General features: G+C 68.3%; 16 protein-coding genes and 1 tRNA gene. 6 read left to right on the top strand and 11 right to left on the bottom strand.

Features of this window, described 5'->3' with window-relative positions; all coding sequences use genetic code 11:
- Nucleotides 1-13: 13 nt before the first annotated feature.
- Both ACFV2O_RS03610 and ACFV2O_RS03615 read right to left on the bottom strand, forming a co-directional pair.
- Nucleotides 14-1,606, bottom strand: a complete 1,593-nt coding sequence (locus ACFV2O_RS03610) for a DUF2142 domain-containing protein (protein ID WP_379249904.1) — start codon at nt 1,604-1,606, stop codon at nt 14-16.
- Complete coding sequence (locus tag ACFV2O_RS03615; protein WP_379249906.1) at nt 1,603-2,577, bottom strand: glycosyltransferase; 975 nt, start codon at nt 2,575-2,577, stop codon at nt 1,603-1,605. Before ACFV2O_RS03615 ends, ACFV2O_RS03610 begins: the two co-directional genes overlap by 4 nt.
- Before the next feature lie 147 nt (nt 2,578-2,724).
- On the opposite strand from ACFV2O_RS03615, the gene ACFV2O_RS03620 reads away from it, so the two are divergent.
- The gene (locus tag ACFV2O_RS03620) at nt 2,725-3,261 is read left to right on the top strand and encodes a GtrA family protein (RefSeq protein ID WP_355073072.1); all 537 of its coding nucleotides are present in this window, start codon (nt 2,725-2,727) and stop codon (nt 3,259-3,261) included.
- A 134-nt stretch (nt 3,262-3,395) separates the two neighbouring features.
- A complete protein-coding gene (locus ACFV2O_RS03625) occupies nt 3,396-5,312 on the top strand; it encodes a glycosyltransferase (protein ID WP_379249908.1) in 1,917 nt (638 codons plus the stop codon).
- 68 nt (nt 5,313-5,380) lie between these two features.
- Here the strand turns inward: ACFV2O_RS03625 and ACFV2O_RS03630 are convergent, their stop codons facing one another.
- The 7 genes from ACFV2O_RS03630 to ACFV2O_RS03660 form a co-directional block, all read right to left on the bottom strand.
- Nucleotides 5,381-6,232 (bottom strand): NAD(P)-dependent oxidoreductase, encoded by an 852-nt coding sequence (locus ACFV2O_RS03630; RefSeq protein ID WP_355073068.1) that lies wholly within the window; start codon nt 6,230-6,232, stop codon nt 5,381-5,383.
- A gap of 143 nt (nt 6,233-6,375) precedes the next feature.
- On the bottom strand, nt 6,376-7,092 hold the full coding sequence (locus tag ACFV2O_RS03635) for a hypothetical protein (protein WP_355073066.1): 717 nt from the start codon (nt 7,090-7,092) through the stop codon (nt 6,376-6,378).
- Between the two features lie 56 nt (nt 7,093-7,148).
- Nucleotides 7,149-8,195, bottom strand: coding sequence for a ribosome small subunit-dependent GTPase A (rsgA, locus tag ACFV2O_RS03640; RefSeq protein ID WP_379249911.1), 1,047 nt, complete (start codon nt 8,193-8,195; stop codon nt 7,149-7,151).
- Nucleotides 8,196-8,468: 273 nt separating this feature from the next.
- Nucleotides 8,469-9,485 carry a glycosyltransferase gene (locus ACFV2O_RS03645; protein WP_379249913.1) on the bottom strand — a complete coding sequence of 339 codons (1,017 nt, stop codon included), beginning with the start codon at nt 9,483-9,485 and terminating at the stop codon, nt 8,469-8,471.
- A 70-nt stretch (nt 9,486-9,555) separates the two neighbouring features.
- Entirely contained in the window at nt 9,556-10,392 is an 837-nt protein-coding gene (locus ACFV2O_RS03650; protein WP_379249915.1) for an ABC transporter ATP-binding protein, read from the bottom strand.
- Between the two features lie 10 nt (nt 10,393-10,402).
- Nucleotides 10,403-11,284 (bottom strand): ABC transporter permease, encoded by an 882-nt coding sequence (locus ACFV2O_RS03655; RefSeq protein WP_379249917.1) that lies wholly within the window; start codon nt 11,282-11,284, stop codon nt 10,403-10,405.
- 225 nt (nt 11,285-11,509) lie between these two features.
- Nucleotides 11,510-12,112, bottom strand: a complete 603-nt coding sequence (locus tag ACFV2O_RS03660) for a bacterial proteasome activator family protein (RefSeq protein ID WP_379249919.1) — start codon at nt 12,110-12,112, stop codon at nt 11,510-11,512.
- Between the two features lie 252 nt (nt 12,113-12,364).
- On the opposite strand from ACFV2O_RS03660, the gene ACFV2O_RS03665 reads away from it, so the two are divergent.
- The gene (locus tag ACFV2O_RS03665; RefSeq protein ID WP_355073057.1) at nt 12,365-13,567 is read left to right on the top strand and encodes a cysteine desulfurase-like protein; all 1,203 of its coding nucleotides are present in this window, start codon (nt 12,365-12,367) and stop codon (nt 13,565-13,567) included.
- Nucleotides 13,568-13,574: 7 nt separating this feature from the next.
- Here the strand turns inward: ACFV2O_RS03665 and ACFV2O_RS03670 are convergent, their stop codons facing one another.
- Entirely contained in the window at nt 13,575-14,579 is a 1,005-nt protein-coding gene (locus ACFV2O_RS03670; RefSeq protein ID WP_379250139.1) for an NAD(P)H-quinone oxidoreductase, read from the bottom strand.
- Between the two features lie 117 nt (nt 14,580-14,696).
- On the opposite strand from ACFV2O_RS03670, the gene ACFV2O_RS03675 reads away from it, so the two are divergent.
- The 3 genes from ACFV2O_RS03675 to ACFV2O_RS03685 all read left to right on the top strand — a co-directional run bounded on the left by ACFV2O_RS03675 (nt 14,697) and on the right by ACFV2O_RS03685 (nt 16,526).
- A complete protein-coding gene (locus tag ACFV2O_RS03675) occupies nt 14,697-15,875 on the top strand; it encodes an alpha-hydroxy-acid oxidizing protein (protein ID WP_379249921.1) in 1,179 nt (392 codons plus the stop codon).
- A gap of 41 nt (nt 15,876-15,916) precedes the next feature.
- Nucleotides 15,917-16,417 carry a MarR family winged helix-turn-helix transcriptional regulator gene (locus tag ACFV2O_RS03680; protein ID WP_379249923.1) on the top strand — a complete coding sequence of 167 codons (501 nt, stop codon included), beginning with the start codon at nt 15,917-15,919 and terminating at the stop codon, nt 16,415-16,417.
- A gap of 24 nt (nt 16,418-16,441) precedes the next feature.
- Nucleotides 16,442-16,526 (top strand) — tRNA-Ser (locus ACFV2O_RS03685).
- Nucleotides 16,527-16,777: 251 nt separating this feature from the next.
- On the opposite strand, the gene ACFV2O_RS03690 is transcribed toward ACFV2O_RS03685, so the two are convergent.
- Nucleotides 16,778-17,851 (bottom strand): nitric oxide synthase oxygenase, encoded by a 1,074-nt coding sequence (locus tag ACFV2O_RS03690; RefSeq protein WP_379250141.1) that lies wholly within the window; start codon nt 17,849-17,851, stop codon nt 16,778-16,780.
- Nucleotides 17,852-17,951 lie beyond the last annotated feature (100 nt).

A 17,951-nucleotide genomic window follows, 5' to 3' on the forward strand; every position in this document is an offset into this window, starting at 1 on the left:
CCCGAGACGCCGCTCAGCCCCAGACGATGGTGTAGTACTTCGCCGCCGCCGCGATCAGCGCCACGCTCGTCGCCACCAGCACGGTGACGGCCGGGCCCACGGTCGGGGTCTTCCCCGCGGAGTCCGTGAGCCGCAGCGGCATCCAGCGCAGCAGCACCGCGAGCGTCACGATCGCCAGCGGCACGAAATAGCGGCCCTGCACGCCGTCGATGATGTAGTAGCCGACCGGCGTGAACGACATGTACAGCGTCACGTAGATCATCGCGACGCTCGCGGCCATGGTGAGCGCGACGATCAGGGTGCGGCGGAAGGCCGGGACGGTCATCCGTTCCGCGATGCCGATGCTCACCGCGAACGCGAGCAGGCAGGCCAGCATGGCGATGGCGGGCACGTCGACGTAGGCGAAGCCGAGTTCGCCGAAGAACTGGCTGAACCAGCGCTGGTCGCGCAGGGCGATGCTCTCGCCGAACACGTGCACGAACTCCGGTGGATCGCGCAGGATGCCGCTGAGCTGGTCACCGGGACGCACCGAGTGCCACTGGTGCGGCGGCCGCATCAGGCCCATGCCGTCGCCGGTCGGCGCCGCTATCTTCATCCACACCGCGAACGCGAGCGCGCCCGCCGCGGCGAACACCCACGGAATCCCGCGCCGCCACCCGCTGAATCCGAATCGGTCGGCGGGCACCAGGGCGACCAGCAGCGCGAGCAACACGTAGGTGGGCTTGCTCACCGGCAGCAGGATCGTCGCGGCCAGCAGCGCGCCGATCTCCACCCGGCCCAGTCGCATGCCGAGGAAGATGGCCTTCACCAGCAGCGCGGAGACCAAGATGGCCAGCGCGTTGGTCATGGTGTCGGCGGTCACCGTGCCCGCCTGGAACACCGCGATCGGCAGCACGGCGACGGTGAACGCCAGCCACTGCACCCGGTGCGCGCGCAAGGCGTACAGGCCGAACCCGACCACAGCGAGATAGGCCACCAGTCCGGCGAACCGGGTGAGCAGGAGCAGGCCACCCACGTTCAGCCCGAAGAGTTCGCCGAGGCGGATGCCGATAGCGGCCGGAATGTAGGGGATCGGCGAGTAAGCCGCGGTATTGGTGAACCACACCGGTTCGGTGGCGTCCGAGACCGCGGCGCCGGTCAGTTGGTCGTAGCGGGCCGGGTCGGCCACCATGGGATCCGGCTCGTCCGGGTTGGTGGAGTAGTCCCGCAGCGCGTAGCCCATCAGCTCGGTGATGCTGGACGGGACGTCGCCGCCGTAGGCGATGCCGCGATCGTCGTGGATCCGCTGCGGCAGGAACCCGCCGTGCGCGACCTGGTAGGCGCGACCGAACTGGGTGATCTCGTCATGACCCCAGAACGGCGGGGTGAGAACGGTGAACAGCGCACCGAAGATCGTCGCCAGCAGGGTGAAGGCGATCGTCGCCGCGCCCAGGCGCGTCACCACTCGCTCCGCGAGACCTTTCGCCGACCGGTCCGTGCCGGTGGTCGCCGCCTCGGCGTCCACAGCCGGTAGCGGGGCGGTGTCGGTGGCGGGTAGCGGCGCGGTGTCCGAACGCTCGCCCAGATTCTCCTCCGGTGTCGCGGCCCGATCCGCCGAGGTCGTCAACGCCCGGCTCCGCCGTTGCCCGCGCTGCGCGGGTCCTCCGCGCCCACCGCGGTGTAGCGCAGGTAGACCAGGCGCGCGGCCTCGTGGCGGGAGCGCCGGATGCCGTCGAGGATCAGTCCCGCGGTCCAGGCGAGGCTGCCGAGCAGCAGCAGCGTGAAGGCGAGGAACAGCGTCGGGAACCGCGGCACCGTGTGGGTGTTGTAGAACTCGACGACGATCGGAATGGTCAGGACGATCGAGACCAGCCAGCTCAGCGTGCCGAACAGGCCGTAGAACGCGACCGGCCGCTCGTGCCGGGCCAGCCCGACGATCAGGGCGAGGATCTTGAATCCGTCGTGATAGGTGCGCAGCTTGCTCTCGCTGCCCGCCGGACGATCGCGGAAGCCGACCGGCACCGCCGTCCGCGGCACCCGCAGGTGCAGGGAATGCACCGTGAGCTCGGTTTCGATCTCGAATTCACGAGACACCGCCGGAAAGCTCTTCACGAACCGGCGGGAGAACACCCGGAAACCGGAGAGCATGTCCTCGACGTTCTCGCCGAACACCTTCCCGACCACGCCGTTGAGCACCTTGTTACCGGTCTCGTGGCCCGCGCGGTAGGCCGAGGCGCCCTCGTCCTGCTTGCGCACGCCGAGCACATGGTCGTAGGGGCCGTCGAGCAACGTCTTGATCATCAGCGGCGCGGCGGACGCCTCATAGGTGTCGTCGCCATCGACCATCAAGTACACGTCCGCCTCGATGTCGGCGAAGGCGCGGCGCACCACGTTGCCCTTGCCCTTGGTGTGCTCGTGGCGCACGATCGCTCCGGCCTCGCGTGCGCGCTCGGCGGTTTTGTCCGTGCTCAGATTGTCGTAGACGTAGACGACGATTCCCGGCACGGCGGCCTGCAGATCGGCCACGACCTTGGCGACCGAGGCCTCTTCGTTGTGACACGGAACCACGGCGGCAATACGGAGCTCGGTGGAGTCCACCCGGGTCAATCCTCGCGATCGGTGGTGAATGTGGGAACACGGGGAGGGTACAGGGAACTCACAGTTTGCGCGTGGCCGACCTCACCGTGTGCGGAGGCGGAATTTCCCGGCGCGGGCGCTTCGGCGCTCCTGCGGTACCGTCGGGCCGTGCCATCCAGTGAGTCCACCGCACCCGCGGACGAGCCAGTGACGCAGGAGACCGAAGCGATCGTTCGCAAGGTGCTCACCGCGCTGCGCAGAGGCGGGGCTTTCCTGGTGGTCGGCGCGATCGGGTTCCTGGTGGACGCGGGCACGTACAACCTCCTGGTCTTCTGGGGTGGCGAGGGCGTGCTCTATCACTACCCACTGCCGGCAAAGATCATCGCGATCGCGGTGGCCACGGTGGTGACCTATTTCGGCAACAAGTGGTGGACCTTCGCGCACAAGCGGACCGACAATCCCGGTCGCGAATACCTGTTGTACGCGGTGTTCAACGTCGTCGCGATCGGCCTGCAACTGGGCTGTCTCGGCTTCTCCCGCTACGTGCTCGACCTGTCCAGCCCGCTGTCGGACAACATCTCCGGTACGTTGATCGGGCAGATCGTGGCCGTGGTGTTCCGGTACTGGGCCTATGACAAGTTCGTCTTCACCGGAGCGCGAGCGGGTACCGGCAGCGCCACCGACAACGAATCGGCGAACGTTTAGCAATGCTTCGAGCACACGTCGGCGTGGCCGTACGGCGGGCAGCCGCACAGGGCGGTTGATATCCTCACCCCCGCCGTGAAGGCATCGAGGGGCGTGTCTGTCCCGTCCGGCACAATGAGAATTTCGAGGATTTCATGGATCAGTCGGCTATCGAGGCCGTTACCGAAACAAACGATCGCTCGACGGCCGCTGAGGCGCCTGCCGCGCTGCGCGCCGACCATCGGGCGCCGGACCGGCTCGTGCTCCAGCGCGGTATCTTCGCCGGTCCGTCGGCGAAGGTGAGCGACGAGCTGTACGCCGTCGTGAAAGGTGGCGCGCACCGAGAACGCCAGACCCTGCGTTTGGACAAGGGCGCGACCGCGCACACCAACACCTATTTCGGCCGGTTCGCCGCGAGCTACTGGCAGCGCTGGACCACGGTCACCGATGTGCGGGTCACCATGGTGCTCGACGTCGCCGCCAAGGCGAACATCCGTCTGGTGGCCTCCGACATCGCCGGTCACCGCAGGATCATCGACACCCAGCGGGTCGACGCGAGCGGTTCGGTCACCCTGACCGCCCCGCTGGACCAGTACGTCGACGGCGGCGCGCTGTGGCTGGAGTTCGACGCCATCGGCGGCGCGCTCGGCATCGCGGAGTTGAGCTGGACCGCCGTCGCGCCGGAACGCGTCCGTCCGGTCGCCATCGCGATCTGCACCTTCAACCGTGCCGAGGACTGCGCCGAGACGGTCGCGGCGCTGTCCTCCGACCCGACCGTGCTCGCCGCGATCGACGCGGTGTACGTCGTCGACCAGGGCACCGATCTGGTCGAGAACCGGCCGCGTTACCAGGAGGTCGCACCGGTCCTCGGCGAGAAGCTGCGCTACCTGCGTCAGCCCAACCTGGGCGGCGCGGGCGGCTTCACCCGGGGGCTGTATGAGGTGTCCGCGGTCAACGAGCACGCCGACGTCATCCTGATGGACGACGACATCCTGTGCGAACCGGAGACGGTGCTGCGCCTGAACGCGTTCGCCAACCTGACGGTCGAACCGACCCTGGTCGGCGCGCAGATGCTGTTCCTGCTCAACCCCGACTACCTCAACGTCGGCGCCGAGGAAGTGCATCTGAACCGGCTGCGGCACGGCCAGAAGGTGCCCAAGGCGCTGCGCAACACCAGCATGTTGAAGAAGAACCAGGAGCGCCGCGTGGACGCGGGCTACAACGCCTGGTGGACCTGCCTCATCCCGGCCGAGGTGGTCGCGAAGATCGGCCTGCCGATCCCGATCTTCTTCCAGTGGGACGACGTGGAGTACGGCATCCGGGCGCGCGAGCACGGTTTCGTCACCGTCACGCTGCCCAACGCCGCGGTCTGGCACGCGGACTTCTACTGGAAGGACTACGACGACTGGGCGCGCTACTTCAGCACCCGCAACTCGCTGATCGTCGGCTCGCTGCACACCGAGTTGGACGGTAAGGACATCTCGGGCCGGCTGTTCCGGGAGATGGCCGAGCAGCTGGTCGCGATGCAGTACGGCTTGGTGCACACCACCCTGCAGGGCATCGAGGACTTCTTGAAGGGCCCGAAGGTATTGCGGGACGGCGGTATCGAGGCGCTGGCCGCCGCGCGGACCAGCCGGGCCGACTACGCCGAGACGATCAAGCATCCGGCCTCGACGCCGCCGGTCCGTTCCGCGGACATCCAGTTGCGCCGTGCCGGTGGGGAACCCAGCCGCGCGAAGCTGGTGCTGATCAAGCGCGCGATCAATCAGTGGCTGGGCCGCACCCAGCACGGCATCATCGGCGTCACCAGGGAAGACGCCTACTGGTGGCATGTCTCGCTGTTCGACCACGTGGTGGTCACCGACGCCTCGCAATCCGGTGTCCGGGTGCGTCGGCGCGACAAGGCCCGCGCGCTGCGGCTGCTGCGTCGTATGGTGCGTGTGCTGCGTCGCCTGCGCCGTGAGCTGCCCGCGGTCCAGGCGCAGTACCGCGCGGCCATGCCGGAATTGACCAGCCGCGAGAATTGGGAGCGGTTGTACGGGATCGAAAGGTCCGGCGCTCCACGCGCCTGACCCGAGTGCCCCCGAAACCGCGTTCAGGTCACTGACCGGTTTCGGGGCGCCCGTATCTTGCGTGCGCGTCAGAGAAATAGATCGGTGGTGAGTTCCCCGTCGCCGGGGGTGACGCGGTACTTGTCCAGGTCGGTGATGCCGTGGGCGGCCAGGACATCGTCGTCGATGAAGAAGTTGCCGCTGGTTTCCTTGCCGGGCGAGGTGAGCACCAGGTAGGCGGCGTCGGCGTAGATGTCGGGGGTGCGCGAGGTGGAGACCATCTCCTCGCCGCCGAGCAGGTTCTTCACCGCCGCGGTGGCGATCGTGGTGCGCGGCCACAGTGAATTGACGCCGATGCCGTCGCCTTTGAGCTCCTCGGCCAGCCCCAACGTGGTCAGCGACATGCCGTACTTGGCGATCGTGTAGCCCAGGGCCATGCCCGCCCACTTGGGGTCCAGGTTCAGCGGCGGGGACAGCGTCAGGATGTGCGGGTTGCGCCCGGCCTTCGCCGATTCGCGCAGATGCGGGATGCTCAGCTTGGACAGCAGGAAGCTGCCTCGGCAGTTGATGTCCTGCATCAAGTCGTATTTCTTCATCGGCAGTGCGTCCGTGGGGGACAAGTCGATCGCGGAGGCGTTGTTCACCACGATGTCGATGCCGCCGAACCGCTCGACCGTCTGGCGTACCGCCTCGGCCACCGACTCGTCGACGCGAACGTCGCCGACGAACGGCAGTACCTGCCCGCCCTCCGCCTCGAGTTCCGCGGCGGCGGTGTGGATGGTGCCCGGCAGCTTGGGATGCGGCTGATCGGTCTTCGCGATCAGGGTGATGTTGGCGCCGTCGGCCGCGGCCCGCTTGGCGATCTCCAGCCCGATGCCGCGACTGCCGCCGGACATGATCATCGTCCGGCCCGCTAGCGGCTTGGATCCCGGTTCCGTCATCTGACCTGCTCCTTCGTTTCCGCCGCAGGCATCAGCCCGCGGCTGTACGCGCTTGCAGACTAAGCGTAAACCCGCTCGTTATGCAACCAGTTGCATAGGTGGTGCGAAGAGAGGGCACCGGCGTGCCGGTGCCCTCTTCCGGTTCAGGCCGTGGCGGCGATGAGCACGATGTTCAGCAAGAACATCAGGCCGACCAGGGCCCAGACGATGTACAGGAACAGCAGGCCCGGCGCTTTCTGCGGAACCGGTCCGATCGCGCCGTTGAGGAAGATCACAACCGGCGGCTTGTAGTAGAACCGCGCGGCCTGTCCCTCGGCGATCGGCACGGTCACGTTGGCCGAACCCATGTCGAACAACCACGGGGTGGTGACCCGGACGTGGTACTGGCCCGGGCCGACGGGGATGTGGTTCGCGCCCCAACGGGTGTTGGGCACCCGCTGTCCGTTGACCAGGATCTTCGGCTTGGTCAGCCCGAGCATGAACGTCCAGAGCGAGTACGAGGCATCGATGGTGATGCCCGGCGGATCGGCGGGCCTGCCGTAGCCCTGCGGGCCGAACTGCTGCGGTTGACCGTACGGTTGCGGCTGACCGAACTGTTGCGGCTGGCCGTAGGGCTGCGGCTGCCCGTACTGCGGTGCGGGCTGGGCGAATTGGGGCGCGGGCTGCCCGTATGGCGACTGGCCCACCTGAGGTTGGGCGAGATGCGGTTGGCTCGGATGCTGCCCCGCGGGCGGCGCGTACTGCGCGGGCGCCTGCTGAGGCGGGTACTGGCCGACTGGCGGCTGCTGACCGAATGTCGGCTGTCCGGGCCATTGGCCGGGCTGCTGACCGGGTGGCGGGTACCCGCCGGGCTGACTCATCTATCCCTCCCAGATAGCGAACGATGCGAAGGGCACCCTACCGTGCCCCCGCTCGATCAGCGTCGCGAGTTCCGCTCCCGGAACATCTTGCGGTGTCGCTTGCTGATGTCCCGCCAGGCTCGCTCGCGTTCGGCTTGCAGCCGTTTGTCGGTGCGCGCCCGCATCCACTCGTTCTCCCGGGCCAGCTTGTCGTAGCTGTCGAGTCTGCGCTGGGTGAGTTCGCCGTTGTCGATCGCCTCCCGCACCGCGCACCCGGGTTCGCCGTGGTGCGCGCAATCGCCGAAACGACACTGGGCGGCAAGGGTTTCGATGTCGCTGAAGGTCTTCTCGATGCCTTCGGCGGCGTCCCAAAGCCCGACGCCGCGCAGCCCCGGCGTATCGATCAGGGTGCCGCCGCCGGGCAGCGGGCGCAGCTCCCGGTGCACCGTGGTGTGCCTGCCTTTCTTGTCGGTGTCGCGAACCGCGTTGGTGGCGAAGACCTCCGCGCCGAGCAGCGCGTTGGCGAGAGTCGACTTCCCAGCACCGGAGGGGCCGAGCAGGGCGACGGTGCCGTCGAGCAGCGCCGTGAGCACGTCGAGCCCGAGGCCGGTGTTCGCGCTCACCTCGAGCACGGCAGCGCCCGGCGCGACGGCGCGTACCTGGGCGAGCGGGAGGTCGTCGGCCGCGTCGGCCTTGGTGAGCAGCACGATCGGCTGGGCATTGCTCTCCCACACCAGCGCGAGCATGCGTTCGATGCGGCCGAGATCCACGTCGCCGTCGGCGGCGGCACAGATCAGCACGGTGTCGACGTTGGCGGCGAGCACCTGGCCCTGGGACCGGCCGGAGACCGACGATCGCATGATCGCCGATCGGCGCGGCAGCAACCGGCGCACCGCCGAGGTGGCGTCGACGGTCACCCAGTCGCCGGTGCACAGCCCGCTGACCTCGGAATCCGGGCGCGGGCAGCGAGCGCGGGCGAGCCCGTCGGGCGTGGCCACATCGCATTCGCTGCGGTCCATGCGGATCACTCGCGCGGGCACACAGTATTCCTCGATCATCGAGGCGTACTGCGCGGCAACGGCTTCGGTCCAGCCGTAAGGGACGAGAAGGTCGTGGTCGACCATGATGGAAGGAGTCCTTCGTCGGGCGCCGAACCCGACGAAGGGTTCAGCGAGCGGAGAATGAGGTGGAGTTTCGTGTGGCGGCATGACCGACGTCAGCTCGCCTGAACACGACAACCCGAACGTTCCTCGTCACGGTCCACACCTCCTTGCCTCTCTCGCAGTTCTGCCCACTCTTGCACTCGACTCCGGCTCCGCACAACCGAATTACCGATTCGGGTCGGGAAGCGCCACGCATCGGACTGATCCGAGGCGCCGCGCGGCGACCTTCCGAGCTCAGTCGGGCTTGCCGAACTGCTCGTGGCGGCCGAGTGAGCGTAGGTGGAACCACTCGCGCAGGCCGGCCGGGTCGCGGCGGGTGACGAGGAAGAACCAGGAGAAGCGAACCCACTCCTGGGGCAGTAGTTTCCGCATACCCGGCTGCGACATCAAATAGCCGCGGTTGCGGTAGGTGAAGTAGCGCTTCACCGGATCGTCGGGATATTGCGTGTGCATCCGGCCGCCGAGAATCGGCTTGAACTCCGCCGCACCGTTGGGATGCAGATATGCCGTCTGCAGGCAGGTGCCGAACGGCAGCCCGGAGCGCACCAGCCTGCGATGCACCTCCACCTCGTCACCGCGCACGAACAGGCGCAGGTCCGGCACGCCGATCACGTCGACCGCCCGCGCGGAGATCAGCGCGCCGTTGAACAGCGAGGCGATGCCGGGCAGGAAGTCGTCGTCGCCGAGTTCCGAGCGCAGCCTGCGCCAGACCACGCCGCGGCGCAGCGGGAAGGCGAGGCGGTCGGGTTCGTCGATATCGCAGACCACGGGCGAAACCTCGACCAGACCGTGCCGGTTCGCGCAGTCCAGCAGGGTGGACAGCACATCGGGGCCTTCTGGCCTGCCGTCGTCGTCGGCGAGCCACACCCAGTCCGCGCCGATGCTCAACGCGTGCAGCATGCCGAGCGCGAACCCGCCCGCGCCGCCGAGGTTGTGCGCCGAGCCCAGGTAGGTGGATTCCACCGGCTGGTCGCGCACCAGGTCGGCGACTTCGGTCTCGTTGCCGTTGTCCACCACGATCAGGTGGTCCACCGGCCGGGACTGCGAGGTGACGACCTTCAGTGACTCGGCGAGCAGTTCGCGGCGCTTGTGCGTGACGACGACGGCAACGACGCGCGGCTGCGAATCCGGATCCGGCGCCGCGAATTCCGCGGCGGGATCGGCGAGCTCGACGGCATCCTCCGGTGCGGAGCCGATCCGGGCCTGCGCCCCTTCGTCGATCGGGGTGTCCTGCCCGGTCGGCTCACTCATGCTGTGGCCTTCCTGGCATGTGCGGGGCCCTCCGTGGTCACGCTTCGCCGCCGCCTCCGGGCCTGACCGCTCATGCCTGATTCCGCTCCAATTCTCGATCTGATTTCTCGCCCCGCTCCGCTTCCATCTCGCGCAGCACGGTCGCGACGTGATTCCCCGCCTCCGGCCCCTCATAGGCTCGCACCACTTCTTCGATGCCGCCACGCAAGCGGATCTGGCCGTGGTCGATCCACAACGCCGTGTCGCACAACTGCGCGAGGAATTCGTTCGAATGGCTGGCGAAGACCAGGATGCCCGAACGCGCCACCAACGACTGCAACCGCTTGCGGGCCTTCTTCATGAATTCCGCGTCGACGGCGCCGATGCCCTCGTCGAGCAGCAGGATCTCGGGATCGATCGAGGTGACCACGCCCATCGCGAGGCGCACCCGCATACCGGTGGAATAGGTGCGCAGGGGCATGGACAGGTATTCGCCGAGCTCGGTGAAATCGGCGATCTCATCGATCTTCGACAGCATCTGCTTGCGGGTCTGCCCGAGGAACAGTCCGCGGATGATGATGTTCTCGTAGCCGGAGATCTCCGGGTCCATGCCGACGCCGAGGTCGAACACCGGAGCCACCCGCCCGCGGATGCGCGCACTGCCCCGCGACGGTTCGTAGATGCCCGAGAGCAGGCGCAGCAGCGTCGATTTGCCCGCGCCGTTGTGCCCGACCAAGCCCACCCGGTCGCCTTCTTTCAGCGACAGGTTGATCTCCCGCAGGGCCTCGACCACGACGACGTCGGATTTGTTGCGTCCGATCGCGCCGCCGGCCTTGCCGAGGAACGCCTTTTTCAACGACCGCGATTTGGCGTCGAAGATCGGGAATTCGACCCAGGCTTCCTGGGTCTCGATACTCACACGACTCATCGGGGCGCTCCTATACCCAGTACGGCACGCGCGAACGGAACTGCTTCATCGCGAGGATCGCCACGATCCAGCCCAGCAGGGTGATCACGCCGACGACCAGCCAGTGCCGCAGTTCTTGCGGTTCGCCGAGCAGGGGCGCCCGGACGATTTCGAGATAGTGGAACGTCGGCACGAGTTCGGCCAGCTTCGCGCGGTCGCCGTTGTTCATCTGCGATTGCAGCGTCTTGGTCGTCCACATGACCGGGGTCAGCACGAACAGCATCAGCGTGGTGCTGCCGAGAATCGGCGCGATGTCGCGGTAGCGCGTGCTGAAGATGCCGAACACGATCGACACCCACATCGAATTCAGGAAGATCAGCGCGATCGCCGGAATCGCCATGAGGCTGGCCACCCCGAGATGGCGCCACACGCCGAACGCGGCGAGCATCACGACGTAGATGACCATGTTGTGGGCGAAGAAGAGCAGTTGCCGCCACACCAGCCGGTAGACGTGCACGCTCAGGGCCGAAGGAAGCTGTTTGATCAGGCCCTCATTGGCGATGAAGACCTCCGAGCCCTCCAGGATGCTCGCGCTGATCACGTTCCAGATGATCAAGCCGACCGTCACGTAGGGCAGATACTCCCGCAGCGGCTGGCCGAGCAGCGCCGCGTACAGCACACCCATCGCCACGGCCTGCAAGCCGGTGGCGATGGTGATCCAGAACGGACCGAGCACCGAGCGCCGGTAACGCTGCTTGATGTCCTGCCAGCCGAGCGACAGCCACAGCTCCCGCTGCGCGAAGCCGACCGCGAAGTCCTGGAACGCGCGCCGGAACGTCTGGGAGTCCGGCACGATCTTCGCCACGGTGGCTCCGGCGTGCAGGGTCTCCGTCTCCGGTGTTGCCGCGCTCACCGGGTCCTCCGGTGAGTCGTCGCCGGAACGCTCCGTGTGCTCGGCCGAGGGGGTCGGCGAGCTGTCATCTGAACGTGCTTGGTCATCGGAACCAACTGAGCTCTCTTCAGGACGCACCGCACTCGGATCGGAGACCGAGTCGGAGCGAGCGGCAGCGGCGGGCACGGTGCACGAGACTACCCCGGCCGCTTCCCGCCGCCGCGTGGCACACGCGCGTCGCCGGTCTCACAGGTACTGGCCGGAACCGCCGGTGACGTGACCGGCTTGGCCGCCGCGCGGGTCGACGGCGTTGAGGCCGGGCGGCAGCGCGCCTTGGCGCATCTGTTCGAGCTGGGCGCGCGCGGCCATCTGCTGGGCGAACAGCGCGGTCTGGATGCCGTGGAACAGGCCCTCCAGCCAGCCGACCAGCTGGGCCTGCGCGATCCGCAGCTCGGCGTCGGTCGGGACGGCGTCGTCGGTGAACGGCAGGGTGAGCCGCTCGAGCTCCTCCCGCAGTTCCGGGGCGAGGCCCTGCTCCAGCTCCCGCACCGAGGACGTGTGGATCTCCTTCAGGCGATTGCGGCTGGCCTCGTCCAGCGGGGCGGCGCGCACCTCCTCGAGCAGCTGCTTGATCATGGTGCCGATGCGCATGACCTTCGCGGGCTGCTCGACCATGTCGGCGAGCGATTCGCCGGAGTCGTCCCGATCGTCCGACTTGTCCTTGTTATCGTCGGTCACGACCTGCGCGGTGAAGGGAGCCCCCGGTCCGGCCGCCGCCGGGATGGCCAACGGCCTGCCGTCGGGTCCGACAACGACGATGTGGTCCGGTGCCTCGTCCGAGTGCGTCATGGTCCCTATCATGTCGTGTTCGCTCCGAACGCGCTAAGCCGGTGTTCCGCGGACGGGCACACTGGGCAGGGCGCGGCGCGTGTCGCTGGTACGCACCGCCCTGGGAGCCGGCGTTCTATTCTGTTCGGGTCGTGTGATTCGGATTTGTCGAAAGTCGGTCGCCATGCTGAGTCCCAGGTCGCTGTGCTCTCGCCACGATGTGGAGGGGAACGCGGTTACACAGGCTCGCCCGCTGCCCTTAGAGTGGCCAGCATGACTTACGACGTCGCGCGGGTTCGGGGCCTGATACCGTCCCTGGGCGACGGCTGGATCCATCTCGACCCGCAAGCGGGCATGCTGATCCCGGACGCGGTATCCCGGGCTGTTTCAACGGGTTTCCGAACTTCTTCCTTCTCGCATATCGGCCGAACCGCCGCGGCCGTGCGCAGCGCGGCGATTCTGGACGCGGCCCGCGAGGCCGTCGCGGACCTGGTCGGCGGTGACCCGGCGGGTGTCGTGCTCGGTCCCGACCGTGCGGTCCTGCTGGCCTGGCTGGCCGAATCGCTGAGTTCCCGCCTCGGACTCGGCACCGGCATCGTGTTGTCCAGGCTGGACGACGAGGCCAATGTCGCGCCGTGGCTGCGCATCGCCAACCGCTACGGCGCGCACGTGCGCTGGGCCGAGGTGGAGATCGAGACCTGCGAGATGCCGTCCTGGCAGTTCGAGGAGCTGATCGGACCCACGGCGCGGCTGGTCGCCCTCACCGCCGCCTCGCCCATCGTCGGCTCGGCGCCCGCCGTGCGGGTTGCCGCGGACCGGGTGCACGAGGTGGGCGGCCTGCTGGTGGCCGACGCGTTCGGCGCCGCGCCCTACGCGCTCATCGACATCGAGGAACTGAACGCCGACGTCGTCGCGTTGAGCGCACCGGCGTGGGGCGGTCCGCAGATCGGCGCGCTGGTCTTCCGTGACCCCGCGTTCCTGGATCGGATCCCGTCCATGTCGCTCAACCCCTACGCGAAGGGCGCCGAGCGGCTCGAGGTCGGCGGGCACCAATACGCGCTGCTCGCGGGCCTGACCACTTCGATCGATTTCCTGGCGGGGCTGGACGAGCGGGCCCACGGCACCCGGCGCGAGCGGCTGGAGATGTCGATCACCTCGTTGCAGGACTACCACGACCAGCTGTTCGAGCACCTGATGAGCATGCTCGACTCGATCCCGAGCCTCACCGTGATCGGCCGCGCGTCCACCCGCATTCCCACGGTCAGCTTCACGCTCGCGGGCATGCAGGCGGAGAAGGTCGCGGCGAAGCTCGCCGACAACCGGATCGGCACGGTGAGCGGTGTGCACGGCGGCAGCAGGCTGCTGGACGCGCTCGGCGTCAACGACGAGGGCGGCGCCGTGACCATCGGGCTCGCGCCCTACACCACCAAGTTCGAGATCGATCAGCTCGGCAGGGCGCTGCTGGCGCTGGAGTGAGCGCCGCTCAGAGTTCCGCCACCCGCAGCACGACCTTGCCGACCACCTCGCCGGAGTCCAGCAGCCGGTGCGCTTCGGCGGCCTCCTCGATCGGCAGTTCGGCCGCGATGACGGGCGCCACCGTGCCGTCGGCGATCAACGGCCATAGCTGCCCGCGCACCTCCGCCACGATCTCGGCCTTGCCGCCCGCTCCGGTCGCGGGCCTCGCGCGCACGTTGGTGGCGTGGACGGTGCCCCACTTGCGCAACAGGGCGCCCAGGTTCAGTTCGGCGGTCACTCCGCCCTGCATGCCGATCACCACGAGGCGGCCGTGCTCGGCCAGCGCGTCGACGTTGCGTCCCAGGTAGACCGCGCCCATGTTGTCGAGGATGACGTCCGCGCCGGAGCCGCCTGCGCCCGACCGCTCGGCACGCACGGCCGCGACGAAGTCGTCCTCTTTGTAGTTGATCAGCACGTCCGCCCCGAGTTCCGCACAGCGCGCCAGCTTCTCGGCCGATCCGGCGGTCACCGCGACGCGCGCGCCGAGGGCCTTGGCGACCTGGATGGCGTGCGTACCGATCCCGCTGCCGCCGCCGTGGATCAGCACCAGCTGGTTGGCCCGCAGACCCGCGGTCATCACCAGGTTCGACCACACGGTCGCCGCCACCTCGGGCAGCCCGGCCGCCGCGCCCAGGTCCAGGCCGTCCGGAACCGGAAGCAACTGGGTGGCGGCCACCACGACCCGCTCGGCGTAGCCGCCGCCGGACAGCAGCGCGCACACCCGATCGCCGACCGCCCAGTCGCGCACTCCGTCGCCGATTCCGGCGATCACGCCGGAGCATTCCAGGCCGAGTAGCGGGCTGGCTCCCGGCGGGGGCGGGTAGAAGCCCTGACGCTGCAACAGATCGGCCCGGTTGACACCCGCGGCGGCCACCTCGATCAGCACTTCTCCGTGTCCCGGCTTCGGCTCCGGCACTTCGGCCAAGACCATGACATCGGGACCGCCGAAACCGTTCAGATCTATAGCGCGCACCATGCCATAGTGCTCCGCGCGGACGGACGGCCGCGCGCTGGCCCCCGGAGCCGACCTTTCCGGACCGATCCGGCAAGCGGCCTGCGGTGACCGGCGTCACGGACTACCGTTCCGGTGATGAGTGGCGGCTTCATCGATTTCCAGAACGAGATCTACCTCGGCGGTCTGGGCGGCGTGAGACCCGAATTGCCCATGACCGCAGCGGGTCTGGAGTCGCTGGCGCGGGAGCGGCTGGATCCGGCCGCCTTCGCCTACGTGGCGGGCAGCGCGTCCGCGGAGCGCACCGCCGCCGCCAACCGATCCGCCTTCGACCGCTACCGCATCCTGCCGCGGATGCTGCGCGGCTCCACCGGCCCCGGCGCCCGGGATCTGTCCGTCGAGGTGCTCGGCACGAAACTGGCCGCGCCCGTGCTCACCGCGCCGGTCGGCGTCCTGGAACTCCTGCACGAGGGCGGCGAGGTGATCGTGGCGGAGGTGACCAAGGAACTCGGCCTCGGCACGGTGCTGTCCACGGCCGCTTCCTCGACCATCGAGGACGTCGGCGCGGCGGCCGGTGCGTGGTGGTATCAGCTGTATTGGCCCGCGGATGACGAACTGGCCTGCTCTTTCGTCCGGCGCGCCGAGCAGGCCGGAGCTTCGGCGATCGTGGTCACCGTGGACACTCCGACCCTCGGCTGGCGGCCGCGCGACCTGGAACAGGCGCACCTGCCGTTCCTGCACGCAAAGGGCATCGCCAACTATTTGTCCGACCCGGTGTTCCGGGCCAAGCTGCCCGCCGCGCCGGAGGAGAGCGAGGAGGCGATGCGGACGGCCATCCTCACCTGGGTCGGCCTGTTCGGCAACCACACGCTGCGGCTCGCGGACCTCGCGCTGCTGCGCGAATGGACGGATCTCCCGATCGCGGTGAAAGGCATCCTGCACCCGGACGACGCACGTCAGGCAGTGGATGCCGGCGCCGATGCGGTGGTGGTGAGCAATCACGGCGGCCGCCAAGTGGACGGCTCGATCGCGGCGCTGGACGCGCTGCCCGCGGTGGTGGCCACCATCGGCGACCGCGCCGACGTCCTGTTCGACTCCGGCCTGCGCACCGGTTCCGACGTGCTCGTGGCGCTGGCCCTGGGTGCGAAGGCGGTGCTGTACGGGCGGCCGTGGGCCTACGGCCTCGGGCTCGCGGGCGCCGCGGGGGTACGGCACGCGCTGCGCACGTTGCTCGCCGATTTCGACTCCACCCTCGGCCTCGCCGGATGCGCCAGCCCGGCCGCGGTGAACCGCGCACTGCTGTCCACGGTGCGCTGACCTGCGAGAGTTGCCCATTTCGGCAGTTCGTCGCGCATAGAATGACCACCGTGCATCCCGAACCGAGCGGTCGCGTCGTGGCCGAGCCCCGCTGGCTCACCCCGGCCCAGCAGCGCGCCTGGCGCGCGTACATGGACGGCCACCAGCGCCTGATGACAGCACTGAATCGTCAGCTGCAACGTGACAGCGACCTGACCGTCGCCGAATACCGGATCCTGGTCCTGCTCTCCGAGGCGCCCGACCGCTCGTTGCGGATGAGCGAGCTGGCCGACGGCGTGCTGTCCTCGCGCAGCAAGCTGACCCACCAGATCCGGCGGCTGGAGGCACAGAAGATGGTCCGCCGCAACACCTGCCTGGAGGACGGCCGCGGCGTGCTCGCCGAACTCACCGACGAGGGCCTGCGCCGCCTGCAAGCCGCCGCGCCCGGCCACGTCGAAGCCGTCCGCCGCCATTTCATCGACCTGCTGGCTCCGGCCCAGCTCGAGGTGATCGCCGACGTCTTCGGCCGCGTCGACGAGGAAATCGGCAAGCACTCCGGCTGAGCCGTCCGCTACGATCAGGTCCCTGGAGACGTGGCAGAGCGGCCGAATGCACTCGCCTTGAAAGCGAGCGTCGCGAGAGCGACCGGGGGTTCAAATCCCTCCGTCTCCGCTCCACTCGTCGCTGGCTCATGCTCATGGAGAGCATGAGCCGGGCTCGTTTCGCAATTTTTTGTGGGGGGTGCAACCCCCACACCCCGTCCGGCGGGCTTCGCCCCCGGACCCGCTGTGGGTTGAGCCGGGTCTTCCGCTGCTGGCTGGGTCGCGTTGCTGGTCCGGGCACCCGCTGATGGCCGGAGGTTGCCGTTGACGGTTGGACCTTCAGTTGATGGCTCGGCACTGTCCCGTTGGAACCGCCGCTGGTTATAGTCCCGTGTCGGCGCGGAAGTCTCTGCGGACGAAATTCGGCCGGATGTCCATGTCGGGTGGGTCGTAGTAGCGGTGGAAGGTCGGGGTCAGGCCGGAGGAGATCGGCGGGTTGATCCAGGACCAGTCGGTGGGGCAGGCGCGGCCCGCGGCTTCCTCGCGCTCGACGTGATCGCAGAACTGTTTGGCGACGGTGTGATGGTCGACGATGTACACGCCCGCCTTGCGGAAGCTGTGCAGCACCGCGCGGTTGAGTTCGACCAGAGCCTGATCGCGCCAGAGGTTGCGCTCTGCCCGGGTGTCCAGGCACATCATCTCCGCGATGAGCGGGAGCATGTTGTAGCGGTTGGTGTCGCTGAGATTGCGCGCACCGATCTCCGCGCCCAGATACCAGCCGTTGAACGGTGCGAACGGATAGGTCATGCCGCCGATCTCGAGATTCATGTCGGACACCGCGGGCAGCGCGTGCCAGCGCAGGCCCAGTCCGGCGAACCACTCGAACTCGGGATGCTCGAGTTCCACCTCGCGTGCGAGTTCGGGCGGGATGTCGAACCAGCGAACCGGCTCGTCCGGCGTACTGATCAGCAGCGGAAGGATGTCGAAAGGCGTTCCGGCGCCGCGCCACCCGAGCTTCATCGCGAATTCGGTGAGCTCGACGTTGGCGGCGTCACCGGTGACCGTCCCGTCCCCGTTGCGATAGCCCGCGTAGCGGATGATCTGCGGGCTGACGATGCGGAACTCGCGCCCGTCCGGTTGCCGCGGCGGCCCGACGGTGATCATCGACTGAATAGCGCCGTTGTTGGTGGCCATGTGCAGGTGCTGCCAGCAGACCTCGGCCAGGTCGCGCGCCGAGCGGACCCGCCGGGCGTCGAGCAATTTCAACGAGCGCCAGTGCTTGCGGCCGACGCAGCGGGCGTGATTGCGCCAGGCGAGTTTGGCTCCGATCAGGATCTCCTCGGCGGTCTGGAGGTAGGAGCCGGTCTGTTCGAGCTGCTCCAGCGCGCAGCGTCGGCGCTGCGCGCTCAGGTGCGCCAACTCGGGCAGCCGGAAGAACTCGTCGCACTCCCGCATCCGGCGTTCCAGATCGGGCGGGAAAGGATTTGTGTCCGGTTCGTTCTCGATCGAGGAGACGGGCGACACTGGATTCACGGTTTTCTCCGGTCGGGCATAG

It is taken from the genome of Nocardia sp. NPDC059691 (assembly GCF_042733915.1).
GTDB lineage: Bacteria > Actinomycetota > Actinomycetes > Mycobacteriales > Mycobacteriaceae > Nocardia > Nocardia sichangensis.